The 13,261-nt window shown below is 43.8% G+C and carries 12 protein-coding genes; 11 read left to right on the top strand and 1 reads right to left on the bottom strand.

The genetic code is table 11. The features are described from left to right. Window positions 1–17 precede the first annotated feature (17 nt). Genes BMX84_RS03115 through BMX84_RS03105 form a run of 3 tightly spaced genes read left to right on the top strand, consistent with a single transcriptional unit; the run spans window position 18 to window position 4,239 of the window. Window positions 18–659, top strand: coding sequence for a TetR/AcrR family transcriptional regulator (locus BMX84_RS03115; RefSeq protein ID WP_091487132.1), 642 nt, complete (start codon window positions 18–20; stop codon window positions 657–659). Beyond that, entirely contained in the window at window positions 656–2,377 is a 1,722-nt protein-coding gene (locus tag BMX84_RS03110; RefSeq protein ID WP_091487131.1) for an ABC transporter ATP-binding protein, read from the top strand. Before BMX84_RS03115 ends, BMX84_RS03110 begins: the two co-directional genes overlap by 4 nt. Beyond that, a complete protein-coding gene (locus BMX84_RS03105; protein ID WP_091487129.1) occupies window positions 2,377–4,239 on the top strand; it encodes an ABC transporter ATP-binding protein in 1,863 nt (620 codons plus the stop codon). The genes BMX84_RS03110 and BMX84_RS03105 overlap by 1 nt, the downstream gene beginning before the upstream one ends. 481 nt (window positions 4,240–4,720) lie before the next feature. Here BMX84_RS03105 and manA read toward each other — a convergent pair whose 3' ends face one another. After that, entirely contained in the window at window positions 4,721–5,671 is a 951-nt protein-coding gene (gene manA, locus BMX84_RS03100; protein ID WP_091487127.1) for a mannose-6-phosphate isomerase, class I, read from the bottom strand. Between the two features lie 190 nt (window positions 5,672–5,861). Here manA and BMX84_RS03095 point away from each other — a divergent pair, with 190 nt between their 5' ends. The 8 genes from BMX84_RS03095 to mreB all read left to right on the top strand — a co-directional run bounded on the left by BMX84_RS03095 (window position 5,862) and on the right by mreB (window position 13,260). Beyond that, on the top strand, window positions 5,862–6,461 hold the full coding sequence (locus BMX84_RS03095; RefSeq protein WP_091487126.1) for a thymidine kinase: 600 nt from the start codon (window positions 5,862–5,864) through the stop codon (window positions 6,459–6,461). 2 nt (window positions 6,462–6,463) lie between these two features. After that, a complete protein-coding gene (gene prfA / locus BMX84_RS03090) occupies window positions 6,464–7,540 on the top strand; it encodes a peptide chain release factor 1 (RefSeq protein WP_091487222.1) in 1,077 nt (358 codons plus the stop codon). Beyond that, window positions 7,530–8,411 carry a peptide chain release factor N(5)-glutamine methyltransferase gene (gene prmC / locus BMX84_RS03085; protein ID WP_091487124.1) on the top strand — a complete coding sequence of 294 codons (882 nt, stop codon included), beginning with the start codon at window positions 7,530–7,532 and terminating at the stop codon, window positions 8,409–8,411. The genes prfA and prmC overlap by 11 nt, the downstream gene beginning before the upstream one ends. Before the next feature lies 1 nt (window position 8,412). Then, window positions 8,413–9,423: an L-threonylcarbamoyladenylate synthase gene (locus BMX84_RS03080; protein WP_091487122.1), complete on the top strand. Its 1,011-nt coding sequence runs from the start codon at window positions 8,413–8,415 to the stop codon at window positions 9,421–9,423. A gap of 93 nt (window positions 9,424–9,516) precedes the next feature. Beyond that, window positions 9,517–10,146 carry a uracil phosphoribosyltransferase gene (gene upp / locus BMX84_RS03075; protein WP_091487121.1) on the top strand — a complete coding sequence of 210 codons (630 nt, stop codon included), beginning with the start codon at window positions 9,517–9,519 and terminating at the stop codon, window positions 10,144–10,146. 158 nt (window positions 10,147–10,304) lie between these two features. Further along, the gene (locus BMX84_RS03070) at window positions 10,305–10,535 is read left to right on the top strand and encodes a DUF1146 family protein (protein WP_091487119.1); all 231 of its coding nucleotides are present in this window, start codon (window positions 10,305–10,307) and stop codon (window positions 10,533–10,535) included. A gap of 213 nt (window positions 10,536–10,748) precedes the next feature. Continuing rightward, window positions 10,749–12,050 carry a UDP-N-acetylglucosamine 1-carboxyvinyltransferase gene (murA, locus tag BMX84_RS03065; RefSeq protein ID WP_091487117.1) on the top strand — a complete coding sequence of 434 codons (1,302 nt, stop codon included), beginning with the start codon at window positions 10,749–10,751 and terminating at the stop codon, window positions 12,048–12,050. 223 nt (window positions 12,051–12,273) lie between these two features. Then, window positions 12,274–13,260, top strand: a complete 987-nt coding sequence (gene mreB, locus BMX84_RS03060; RefSeq protein WP_091487116.1) for a rod shape-determining protein MreB — start codon at window positions 12,274–12,276, stop codon at window positions 13,258–13,260. Window position 13,261 lies beyond the last annotated feature (1 nt).

The following is a 13,261-nucleotide window of genomic DNA, read 5'->3' as shown; positions in this document are numbered from 1 at the left end:
TCTTAGGAGGTTATAAATTGCCGACACAAACATTTTTTAATTTACCAGAAGAAAAGAAGAAACGACTGGTCGCAGGAGCAATGAAAGAATTTTCAGCAAAACCACTGAATGAAGCATCGATTTCTAATATTGTGAAAAATTCAAAAATATCCAGAGGAAGTTTCTATCAGTATTTTGAAGATAAAAAGGACTTATATTTCTTCCTGATCGGAAAGTTCCGATACAACTATCGTAACTTGATGCTTAAAAGTTTTCAGGAAAAAGACGGAGATTTTCATGAAGGGTATAAACTTTTCAGCGAGAAATACATTAAATACATCATGGAATCTGAAAAGTTTGGTTTTTTTGAGAATATGTATCTGCACATGAATTATCAGATCAATCAGGAAGCACGTGTCGATTTTAAAGAAACTAAATCTCACAAACTGCCCAACGGCAAACGTATTGTTGATGTTGTCAGTAGAGATAATTTGAAGATGACGTCTGATACCGAGCTGATCGATGTCCTGAGATACATTTTGAGTATGCTGAATGATACGATTATGGAAGGATTCTGGAAAGAACTTTCCGTCAAAGAAACCCAGGATTTATTTTTAAAACGATTGGAATGGATCACTTATGGTATAGCCATTCCTGCAGAGAAAGAGGAGAAAGAATGATTAGATTAGGAAAATGGATGAACCCATGGCGCATATTTTTAAGCCTGCTGTTTCTGGCTGTCCAGGTCGTAGGTATGCTGGCCATGCCGACTTTCACGGCCAATATCATCGACTACGGAGTTGCGGAGGGTGATATCGGTTATATTATACAGACTGGGCTTATCATGCTGGCATTTACGCTGGTTACGATCGGCTCTGCACTTGTAAATGTTTACTATGCCGCGCAGGAATCACAAGGTCTTGGTGATAAGATCCGCAGAAAAATCTACACGATGGTTGCTTATTTTACCAATGAGGAAATCGATAAGTTCGGGACGTCTACACTTATCACACGAACGACCAATGATGTCATGCAGATCCAATTTGTTATGATGATGGTCCTGCGTACGATGATACTCGCACCATTTCTAATGATTGGTGCAGGCATCATGGCTTTCACAAGAGAACCTCAGCTGGCTTTTGTCTTCTTGATATCTATGCCGATACTGGGTTTGCTGCTGTTTGCGATATTAAAATCAACAAGTCCGATATTCAAATCGATGCAGCTGAAAACAGACCGATTGAACAAAGTTTTTCGTGAAGGATTGACAGGTATCCGCGTCATTCGTGCCTTCAACAAAGATGATTATGAAAAAGAACGCTTCGATGATGCAAACTGGGATTTTGCATCCACTTCGATAAAAGCTTACACACGTATGGCTTTTATGATGCCGTCAATGACCTTTGCTATAAGTGTGACCAACATCATGATCATCTGGTTCGGTGCACAGCTGATCAGTGTCGGCGACATGCAGGTAGGGAACCTGGTCGCCTTCATGACTTACGCGATGCAGATACTTATCGGCGTCATGATGGTCTCCATGGTCCTGTTTTTCCTACCCAGAGGTCAGGTTGCCGCTTCACGTATCATAGAAGTACTGGATACTCCGAACATCATTAAAGATCCAGAAGAACCTAAAAAACTGACTGCAGGAAATAAGGCCTCATTAAGCTTCAAAAATGTTGATTACCGCTACTCGGGTGCGGAGAAACCTGCCTTGAAGGATATTTCTTTCGATCTCAAGAAAGGCGAACGACTGGCTGTCATCGGTGGAACGGGTTCTGGGAAAACGACGCTAGCCAATCTCATTCCACGTCTTTACGATGTAGAAAAAGGATCAGTTCAAGTGAATGGTATTGATATTAGAGAAGTCAGACAGGGTGAGCTGAGGCAGCTGATCGGCTTTGCTCCTCAAAAGGCCATCCTCTTTTCCGGGACCATAAGAGATAATCTGAAATACGGTAAACCAGAAGCTACAGATGAAGATATCTGGCACGCTTTAGATATTGCTCAGGGAAAAGATTTTGTTTCCAGCCTTCCTGAAGGCTTGGATGCCCATGTCGAACAAGGCGGCGGCAACTTCTCCGGTGGACAGAGACAGCGACTGAGTATTGCAAGAGCCTTGGTCACCGATGCAGATATCCTAGTCTTTGACGATTCATTTTCAGCTTTGGACTTCAAGACAGATGCCAAGCTGCGTGAAGCACTTGCGCCGGCAGCTAAGGATGCTGCTGTTGTGATCATCGCTCAGCGTATCAGTACGGTCGTTGACGCAGATGAAATCATCGTCCTTGATAAAGGCGAAATAGCCGGTAAAGGAACACATGAAGAGCTTAAAGAAACAAATAAAGTTTATCAGGAAATTATGGAATCTCAGTTGAAAGGAGAGGACATTTAATGCCCAAAGGTACAAGTAATGCTGCTCATTTAAAAGCAAAAAAGGCAGAAGATTTCTGGGGGACGACAAAGAGACTGATCCGCTATATGTCCACTCGTTTCTGGGGACTGGTCGTTACATTAGTCCTGGTCATTGCTTCGACTATCATGGCAACTTTGGCACCGTATATTCTCGGTCGAGCGACGACTGAAATCTACCGTGGGATCCAGGAAGGTCAGGCATTGAGAGAAGCGGGAGAGGCGATAGAAACCTATCCGATCGACTTTGAACTCATTCGCAATATCCTCCTGATCGTCGCAGTCGTTTACATCACTCAGGCAGTGTTCCGTTATTTCCAACAGTATATCACGGCACGCATTGCCCAAAAGACTGTTTACGATATGCGTAAAGATCTAAAAGAAAAGATGTCCACATTACCGATCCGTTACTACGATACTCACTCGAACGGCGATATCATGTCGCGTGCTGTCAATGACATGGACCAGATAGCCAACACGCTCCAACAGTCGCTGACCCAGTTCATCATGAGTGTGGTCCAGTTCGTTACTGTACTTGTCATCATGTTCGCCATCGATATAAGACTGACGCTTGTGACCATCGTTACGGTGCCGATAAGCTTTCTTCTTATCGCATTTGTAGCCCCTAAGTCACAGAAACAGTTCGCCCTTCAGCAGAAAGAGCTGGGGATTTTGAATGATCAGGTCGAGGAAACATTTTCCGGCCATACGATAGTTAAAACGTATAATAGAGAAGAAGAAGAAATCGAGAAGTTCATGAAACAGAGTGCAAGATTGAATGATGCTTCATGGAAAGCCCAGTTCCTGACTGGTATCATGATGCCTTTGGTCAGTTTTTCAAGAGACCTAGGATATTTTGGTGTCGCCATTGTGGGTGGTATCGGTGTTGCCAACGGCGCTGTTTCTTTAGGTAACGTTCAGGCCTTTATTCAATATGTCAACCAATTCTCACAGCCGGTCAGACAGATCGCCAATCTGGCGAATACGATCCAGGTCACGATCGCTTCATGTGAACGTGTTTTTGAAGTGCTGGATGAAGAACCGATGGAAGAAACTCAATCGGGACTGGAGCCAAAGAAACAAACGCCTTATAAAGTTGAATTTGAAAATGTCGAATTTGGTTATAATGATGATGCGCTGCTTATGACAGACTTCAATCTTACAGTTAAAGAGGGTGAAATGGTTGCAGTCGTTGGACCGACTGGAGCCGGAAAATCGACGCTGATCAATCTGCTGGAACGTTTCTATGATGTGAAAGGCGGAAGTATTCGTTATGAAGGAGTCGATACGAGAGATATAGACCGTGCTGAACTGCGCAGTAAGTTTTCCATGGTTCTACAGGACACATGGCTATTCAATGGGACGATTTGGGAAAACCTGAAGTATGGAAGCCACGATGATGAACCGAGTGAAGAAACGATACTGGAAGCTGCTAAAGCTGCTCACGTAGATGAATTTGTCAGACGCTTGCCAGACGGCTATAATACGATGCTTAACGAAGAAGGAACGAACATTTCACAGGGTCAAAGACAACTGATCACTATTGCCCGTGCCTTTCTAGCTGATCCGGAGATCCTGATACTGGATGAAGCGACCTCTTCAGTAGATACCCGTACGGAAATACTGATCCAGCGTGCAATGGGTAAACTGCTTGAGAGCCGAACAAGTTTTGTTGTCGCTCACCGACTGTCAACGATCAGAGATGCCGACAAGATCATTGTAATGAACCACGGTGATGTTATTGAAACTGGGAATCATGATGATTTGATGTACCAGGATGGCTTTTATGCTGATTTGTACAACTCACAGTTTCAGACACCTGACGACCAGCTTCAAGCTGTATAAAGAAAGAGCTGCCTCCCCTCGGGCAGCTCTTTTTACTGTCTAAACCTTGATTAGGTATGATTTCGTTCATTGCAACACCATTGGCATCACTGGAGCTAGAAGTGGGGCCGAGTACGTTCAATGAAGGCCACATTGGGGTTGCCCAAATTTAAATGTCCGTGAGTACGTTCAATGAAGGCGACAATGAGTTTACCCAAACCAGAATGTCCGTGAGTACGTTCAATGTGAGCACCATTGGCATCACCCAAACTAGAAGTGGGGCCGGGTACGTCCAATGAAGGCGACAATGGGTTTACCCAAACCAGAATGTCCGTGAGTACGTCCAATGCAGTGATTGTTGGCATTACCCAAACAAGGATCACTAAGAATAAGGAGCATTCACTCCCAGTAATGAAGCGCAATAGTAATTGGTTTTTTCACTAAAATACAGAACACCCGAATGCTCGGTACCACCTAACCGAGTATTCGGGTGTTTTTTTCTTTACTGCCCCGGATGTGAAGCGATCATGTGAAGGGAACCATCGAAGCTCCATGATTCAACCGCAGATGGGAGGATGAAATGATCCCCTTTTGAACAAGAGTAGGTTGTTCCATCAACGATCAGTTCGCCTTGTCCATCCAGTACACTGACCAGTGTGTAAGGCGCTTCCTTTTCAAAAGAAGCCTTGCCGTCTATTTGCCATTCTTTGACCGTGAAGAATGAGTTGGAAACCAGTGTCGTTTCTGTATAGCCGTCTTTTTCAGCCGTCGTCATCTCAAGGTTCGGATCGATGTGTGGAACAGTGGTCACTGCAACAGAGTCTTCGATATGCAGGTCGCGTTTCTCGCCATCATCCTGGATGCGGTCATAATCATACACACGATAAGTGGTATCACTCGACTGCTGTGTTTCAAGAATGACTATACCTCCGCCGATAGCATGGATCGTTCCGCTTGGGACATAGAAGAAGTCGCCTGCCTTCACTTCTTTTTTTCTGAGAAGTTCATCCCATTGACCCTTCTCGATCATGTTTTCCAGTTCTTCCTTAGTCTCTGCATGGTGACCATAAATGATTTCTGACCCTTCTTCAGCATCGACGATGTACCAGCATTCTGTCTTGCCCAGTTCACCTTCGTGTTCTTTCCCGTAAGCATCGTCAGGATGGACCTGAACGGATAGTTCTGTTTGTGCATCAATGATTTTAGTCAGCAGCGGGAAAACGTCTCCTTCTGCATAGTCGAATAATTCTTTATGATCAGACCATAGCTCGTCGAGTTGTTTACCTTTAAAAAGACCGTTCAACACAGTACTCGGTCCATTTTTATGGGCACTGATCGCCCATAGTTCGCCTGTGTGGTCATTTGGTATAGCGTAGTCAAAAAGCTGCTTCAGTTTTTCGCCACCCCATATTTTTTCTTTAAAGACACCACTTAAAAATAAAGGTTCAGTCATACAAAAATCTCCTATCACTTTTTTCTATAGTTTAGCATATAACCGGAGGAAATGCAGAAAAAAGCGGCAGACCTTATTGTAGACTTGTACTTTTCCGCTTCATCACTTATAATTTATAAGGATTGGAGTCTATCAGAAATAGACGAAGGACGCGTAGATAGAGTATACTAAGGAAAGTAGGTAATCAGTCATGGCACAACTGTTTTTTCGATATGGAGCAATGAACAGTGGAAAATCGATCGAAATTTTAAAAGTCGCACATAATTACGAGGAGCAGGAGAAACCGGTGGTCTTGTTTACAAGTGCTCTGGATGACCGCGATGGCGTAGGTTATATATCCAGCAGGATCGGTTTGAAGCGAAAAGCGATCCCCGTCACGAACGATATGGATATTTTTTCAGTCGTTCAAGGTGTGGATAAGTCGATTGCCTGTGTGCTGATCGATGAAGCACAATTTTTAAACAAAACACATGTCAGACAGCTGGCTAAGATAGTCGATGACCTGAAAATACCGGTCATGGCTTTTGGGCTGAAAAATGATTTTAGAAATGAACTGTTTGAAGGCTCAAAGGAACTGCTGCTTTTGGCTGATAAGATCGAAGAAATGAAAACCATCTGCTGGTTCTGTCATAAAAAAGCCATTATGAACTTGCGTGTCCACGAGGGCAAACCTGTATATACGGGCGAACAGATCGCCATAGGTGGCAATGAATCATACTATCCTGTATGCAGAAAACACTACCATAACCCTTTGATAAACAGTGACCAAGAGAGAGGAAATAAAAAATGAGTATGTTTGATCGCTTAGAAGATGTAGAAAATCGTTATGATGAATTGAATGAGCTGCTCAGCGATCCTCAGGTGATCAGCGACACTGAGCGTTTAATGAATTTGAGTAAAGAAGAAGCGAGTTTGAGAGAAACGGTTGCGACATTCAGAAAATACAAAGAAGTCGTATCTGAACTGGAAGACACGGAAGAAATGCTGAATGATTCCCTTGATAAAGAGATGGAGGAGCTGGCTAAAGAAGAACGTAATGAGCTTTCAGAGCAAAAAGAAAAGATGGAAGAAGAGCTGAAAATCATGCTGCTTCCTAAAGATGAGAATGATGAACGTAACGTTATCATGGAGATCCGCGGTGCAGCAGGCGGAGATGAAGCTCAGCTCTTTGCCAGTGATCTGTTTGAAATGTATCAGAAATATTCAGACAATCAGGGCTGGAAAACAGAAGTATTGGATGCCAGTGCGGGTAATGCCGGCGGTTTCAAAGAACTCACTCTCATGATCAATGGAACGAATGTTTATTCGAAACTGAAATACGAAAACGGTGCCCACCGTGTGCAGCGTGTGCCTCAGACAGAGTCTCAGGGACGTATCCATACGTCTACGGCAACAGTAGTAGTCATGCCGGAAGCAGAAGATGTCGAAATAGATATCGATGAGAATGACATCCGAGTCGATATTTATCATGCAAGTGGAGCCGGCGGACAGCACGTAAACAAGACCGCCTCTGCTGTCAGACTGACCCATGAACCGACCGGTATCGTGGTCGCCATGCAGGACGAACGTTCTCAGTTGAAGAACAGAGAAAAAGCGATGAAAATCCTTCGTTCACGCATCTATGATAAAATCACGCAGGAAGCACAAGCTGAAGTGGATGCAGAAAGAAAATCGGCTGTAGGTACGGGAGACCGTTCTGAACGTATCCGCACCTACAACTTTCCTCAAAGCCGCGTGACGGATCACCGCATCAACCTGACTATCCAGAAACTGGACCAGATTTTATCAGGCAAGCTGGACGAGATCATCGAACCGCTGCTGATGTGGGAACAGTCCCGCAAGATGGAACAGTTGAAGAATGACTACTAAATCACTGAGCGAAGCCTCAACATATGCAGAAGTCCTTTCCTGGGCTTCTTCTTTTTTAGAACAGAAACATCGAGATACCCAAATCGCTAAATGGCTGATGAAAGAGCGGTTCGCGTTATCTCTGACGGATTTTATCCGTCTTCAGAAAAAAGTGATGGACCAACGGGATAAGGATATTTACGTTAAAGATATCACTGAGGCAGGCAAAGGCAGACCGCCTCAGCAGATCGTGGGTCATGAGTGGTTCTATGACCGTCAGTTTAAGGTGACGGAAGCTACACTTATTCCCCGGCCGGAAACAGAAGAATGGTTCCACGAATATATCAGACAGCTTCCTGACAGACCGTTGCGTGTCATCGATATAGGGACCGGGTCGGGCGTCCTCGCTGTCAGCCATAAACTCGAACGGCCACAGGATGAGGTCGTTGCTGTCGATATCAGTCAGGCAGCGCTGGATGTCGCCAGACTGAATGCTGAAAATCTGGGTGCTGAGGTCACTTTTTATCTAAGTGATATGATGACGGATGTTGAAGGAAAGTTTGATTTGATCCTCTCCAATCCACCTTATATCAGTCAGTCCGAACGTAGTGTCATGGATGAATCGGTCATTGAATATGAACCGCATATCGCCTTATTTGCAGAAGAAGAGGGGCTTTACTTTTACAGGAAGATAGCCGCTGATGCAGTCGATCGGTTGAATCCCGGTGGTTATATGATCTTTGAATTTGGTTACAGACAAGGAGACCAGATCAGACGATTATGTCAAAGCTATTTTCCAGAGGCAAAAATAACCCTAGAAAAAGATTTTAACCATCATGACCGGACGATCCATATTAGAAACGAGATACAGAAAGAGAAAGAAGGAGAATAGTATGCAGACAGCCTTTCTTGATTCCAGTAATATAGACGAAGCTGCAGAGTATTTGAAAAGCGGTGAAGTCGTGGCTTTCCCGACTGAAACGGTGTATGGCTTAGGGGCAGATGCAACGAATGAAGAGGCAGTCAGAAAGATATTTGAAGCAAAAGGCCGTCCCAGCGACAATCCGCTGATCATCCATGTGGCTTCCATAAAACAGATGGAGCGTTATGTTGAATCCGTTCCCGATGTCGCCAGGAAAGTCATCAGTCATTTCTGGCCAGGTCCCTGTACGCTGGTACTGAATAAAAAGGGGCCCATAGCCTCCTCGGTAACAGGCGGTATGGAAACGATAGGGGTAAGAATGCCCAGTCACCCTGTCGCCCTTGCACTCATCGACAAAGTCGGTGTTCCGCTGGCTGCACCCAGTGCCAACTCTTCCGGCAAGCCAAGTCCAACGACGGCTTTGCATGTCAAAAGAGATTTAGAGGGAAAAATCAAAGCGATCCTTGATGGCGGAGCAACAGGAGTAGGCCTGGAATCCACTGTTCTTGATTTAACGGATCCCCAAAAACCGACGATTCTACGTCCGGGAGGGGTCACTCGTGAAGAGCTGGAAGCTGTGCTGGGCCATGTGTGGCTGGATGCTCATTTAAGCGATGACTCGGCTGCCCCTAAATCCCCTGGAATGAAATACAAGCACTATTCTCCTGAAAAGCCAGTCTGGGTCTTGCCGGAATCTTTAGCCGAAGCAAAAGAAATCCTGGATCAGCTTGAGGTAGAGGGAGAAAACGTCGGTTTGCTGGCAAGTGAGGACTGGCTTAAACATTTAAAGACTGACTGGAGAAAGAACTGTTCTTTAGGTGATAAAAATAGACCACAGCAGGCTGCCGCTCGACTGTTCTCTGCCTTGAGAGAGCTTGATGATGAAGACATATCAGTCATTCTGGTCGAACCATATCAGAAAACAGGTATCGGCACCGCTTATATGAACCGGCTGGAAAAAGCAGCGAGTCGGATTCTATAAACATCAAGATAAATCCTGATTTTTCTGGAAACTTCTTCAGACTTTCTGTACAATAATAAAAGAAATAGAATAGCATAAAAAAGGAGCCGGATCATGGGAAACGTTCAAGTTATAGATCATCCGCTAATTCAGCATAAGTTGACAATCATCAGAGACAAAAATACAGGGACAAAGTATTTCAGAGAAGTTGTTAATGAAATCGCACGATTATTAGCGTATGAAGTGTCAAGAGAAATGCCACTTCAGGATGTCGAAATCGAAACACCGCTCGTAAAAACTGTTCAGAAACAGCTGGCAGGTAAAAAAGTAGTGATCGTTCCTATTTTAAGAGCAGGTCTAGGTATGGTCGATGGTATGCTGGATCTCATTCCGGCAGCTAAAGTTGGTCATGTGGGGATGTATCGTGACCACGATACGATGGAACCCGTTGAATACTTCATTAAAATGCCTTCCGACTTATCAGAGCGTCAGCTACTTGTTGTTGATCCGATGCTGGCGACCGGTGGGTCAGCAGTAGCTGCCATCGATGCATTGAAAAAACGTGGCGCATCGAACATTAAATTCGTGTGTTTGGTTGCAGCTCCTGAAGGTGTTAAAGTTCTGCAGGATGCCCACCCGGATGTGGACATCTACACTGCCTCATTAGATGAGAAACTGAATGAAAAAGGATATATCCTGCCTGGGTTAGGTGACGCAGGAGACCGATTATTCGGAACATTATAATCGTTATAAAAAAATGAAAGAATCCCGATAAGAGTTTCCGCTCTTATCGGGATTTTTCCGATATGACAGGCTTGAAAACGTGTAATGTTGGTGTAATATGCATAACAAATGAAATATATGAAGGTTTATGCTAGTATTATAACGAAAGGATGAATCATATGCCACTTGTCATGCTGCAGTCACTAGTCAATCTAGTCTCACATGTGTTCTTCGTACTTGTTGTATTCTGGGCAATGCAGGCGCTAAAGACTGATGTACTCATCAAAAAGCATCACATTCCTCAAGCACGGACATTATATATAGTGATCTCGATCGCAGTCGGTTACACGGTAAGCAATTTTTTTATCGACTTTATTCTTTCGATTCAGAACTTATTTTTTCTATTTTAACCCATTACAAAGGGTTGACAAACTAGTTCTTATTGTCACAAAGATGTCACGAAGGAAGGGATTACATACTGTTCCCCTTCAACAGGCTTTCTGATATACTATATCAAGTATGTTTTAAAATACAACTACTGTTATTTTTATAAATCGATAACGTATCAATAAATCAGACACGAGATGAAGAATCACTGGAACAGAAAAAATGGAGGACATAGAATGGAGAAAATTATAGTAGGCGGAGGGAAACAGCTGAGAGGTTCTGTCGATATCGGCGGAGCGAAAAACGCTGCACTTCCTATATTAGCTGCCACAGTATTAGCGAGTAAAGGTACAAATGTTATAGACAACATACCCCTTCTTTCAGATATTTATATTATGAATGAAGTATTGAACCATTTAAACATAAATGTTGAGTTCGATGAAGAAAATCAGGTGATTCGAACCAATGCTGAAACAGAAGTGAATAATGAAACACCATTTGATTTTATGAGCAAGATGCGTGCATCGATCGTTGTCATGGGTCCTTTGCTTGCCCGTACCGGCTATGCTAAAGTTGCGCTGCCAGGCGGTTGTGCTATTGGCTCCCGACCTATCGATCTTCATTTAAAAGGCTTTGAGGCTATGGGCGTCGATGTGAATGTGGGGAATGGACATATCGAAGCTTCCGTAGACAAACTGAAAGCTGCTCATATTTATCTAGATTTTCCAAGTGTTGGAGCGACTCAGAATATTATGATGGCGGCCACTTTAGCCGAAGGGACCAGTGTCATAGAAAACGTGGCAAGAGAACCTGAAATCGTTGATCTGGCCAACTTTCTGAATAAGATGGGAGCTAAGATCATTGGTGCCGGGACAGATTCTCTTCGCATAACTGGAGTCGAATCGCTCGAAGCCACAACTCATTCCGTGATCCCAGACCGCATAGAAAGTGGGACCTTTATGATTGCCGCTGCGATCACTCAGGGAGAAGTGCTGATCAAAGATGCTGTCAGTGAACATAATAAACCATTGATTTCAAAATTAGGAGAAATGGGAACGACATTCATCGAAACAAGTGAGGGACTAAAAGTCATTGGCCCTGAAAAGCTTCTGCCGACAGATGTCAAGACTCAGCCCTATCCCGGCTATCCTACTGATCTCCAGGCGCCGATGACGATCGCGCAGCTCGTTGCCGAAGGGACAAGTATCATGAGGGAAACAGTCTTTGAGAATCGTTATATGCATATGGAAGAACTGCGAAAAATGAATGCCTCGTTTAAAATCGACGGTCAAAGTCTTATTATCCAAGGTGGAAATACACTGCAGGGTGCAGAAGTCGCTTCCACAGACTTGCGTGCATCAGCTTCTCTGATCCTCGCTGGATTAGTATCAAAAGGCCACACACAAGTGTCACAGCTCCATCATCTGGATAGAGGTTATTCTAAGTTCCACCTTAAAATGAAACAATTAGGTGCAGATATTGAACGCATCAATGAAGAGGTCAAAGAGACAAGTGATTCTGAGATCGTCTCTGCATAAACAGAAAAAGAGAGAGAAAGGAAGGAAGCACGGCTTCTTTCCTTATCCCTCTCTTTTTCTGTTTATCGACCAAATAGTAGTTAATAAATACTTAAGATTGCCAAATAGGTGTTGCTCTTTTTTATCATCTTAAGTATCATAGATAAAGTGAAACCATTTTTAGAATCATGCATCCCGATACAGTTATTTTTTAATGAAATGAATAGGTGAGAGGAGAAACACGATGGCTAGAGATATTGGCATCGACTTGGGTACAGCAAATGTACTTGTACATGTAAAAGGCAAAGGTATTGTGCTGAACGAGCCTTCTGTCGTAGCTTTGGATACAAAAACGAATGAGGTTCTAGCAGTTGGTGAAGATGCCTACATGATGGTGGGTCGTACACCGGGAAACATTAAAGCGATCCGTCCCCTGCAGGGAGGCGTTATTGCTGACTTTGACATCACTGAAGCAATGTTGACTTACTTTATCGATAAGTTGAATGTAAAAGGATTTTTATCCAAACCAAATATTCTTATCTGCTGTCCGACTAATATTACGGCGATCGAGCAGAAGGCAATTATAGAAGTAGCAGAAAAAAGCGGAGGAAAGAATGTCTATCTTGAAGAAGAACCGAAAGTAGCAGCGATCGGTGCCGGTATGGACATTTTTCAGCCAAGCGGTAACATGGTCATAGATATTGGGGGAGGAACCAGTGATATTGCCGTACTGTCTATGGGAGGGATCGTCACAAGCCGTTCCATCAAGATAGCCGGAGATACACTGGATAATGATATCACTCAATATGTCAAGAAAAAGCATAAGCTGCTCATCGGGGAGCGAACTGCTGAAACGATCAAAAAAGAAATAGGTGTCATGTACGATCATGGAAGAAATGATGAAATGGATGTCAGAGGCCGCGACATGGTCACAGGTCTTCCGCGTACGATCACCATCTCTTCATTGGAAGTGCTGGAAGCAACACGTGAGTCTATGGTTATCGTTGTCGAACAGGCCAAAGCTGTTTTAGAACAGACACCGCCGGAATTGTCTGCAGATATCATCGATCGTGGAGTCATTCTGACAGGTGGAGGAGCTATGCTTGACGGCATCGAGCTCTTATTCGCTGAAGAGTTGAAAGTTCCGGTATTTAAAGCAGAAAACCCATTGGATTCTGTTGCATTGGGAACCGGGATTCTTCTTGAAAATTTAAAAAACAGAAAAAAATAAA

The sequence above is a fragment of the Alkalibacterium putridalgicola genome (assembly GCF_900109825.1).
Lineage (GTDB): Bacteria > Bacillota > Bacilli > Lactobacillales > Carnobacteriaceae_A > Alkalibacterium > Alkalibacterium putridalgicola.
This window is presented reverse-complemented; position numbering and strand designations above follow the sequence as displayed.

Excerpts from the sequence above, each read along its gene's own strand:
- BMX84_RS03095 (WP_091487126.1), top strand. The coding sequence starts at position 5,862 with ATGGCACAACTGTTTTTTCGATATGGAGCAATGAACAGTGGAAAATCG.
- BMX84_RS03080 (WP_091487122.1), top strand. The coding sequence starts at position 8,413 with ATGCAGACAGCCTTTCTTGATTCCAGTAATATAGACGAAGCTGCAGAG.
- upp (WP_091487121.1), top strand. The coding sequence starts at position 9,517 with ATGGGAAACGTTCAAGTTATAGATCATCCGCTAATTCAGCATAAGTTG.
- mreB (WP_091487116.1), top strand. The coding sequence starts at position 12,274 with ATGGCTAGAGATATTGGCATCGACTTGGGTACAGCAAATGTACTTGTA.
- BMX84_RS03105 (WP_091487129.1), top strand. The coding sequence starts at position 2,377 with ATGCCCAAAGGTACAAGTAATGCTGCTCATTTAAAAGCAAAAAAGGCA.
- prmC (WP_091487124.1), top strand. The coding sequence starts at position 7,530 with ATGACTACTAAATCACTGAGCGAAGCCTCAACATATGCAGAAGTCCTT.
- BMX84_RS03110 (WP_091487131.1), top strand. The coding sequence starts at position 656 with ATGATTAGATTAGGAAAATGGATGAACCCATGGCGCATATTTTTAAGC.
- murA (WP_091487117.1), top strand. The coding sequence starts at position 10,749 with ATGGAGAAAATTATAGTAGGCGGAGGGAAACAGCTGAGAGGTTCTGTC.
- BMX84_RS03070 (WP_091487119.1), top strand. The coding sequence starts at position 10,305 with ATGCCACTTGTCATGCTGCAGTCACTAGTCAATCTAGTCTCACATGTG.
- manA (WP_091487127.1), bottom strand. The coding sequence starts at position 5,671 with ATGACTGAACCTTTATTTTTAAGTGGTGTCTTTAAAGAAAAAATATGG.
- prfA (WP_091487222.1), top strand. The coding sequence starts at position 6,464 with ATGTTTGATCGCTTAGAAGATGTAGAAAATCGTTATGATGAATTGAAT.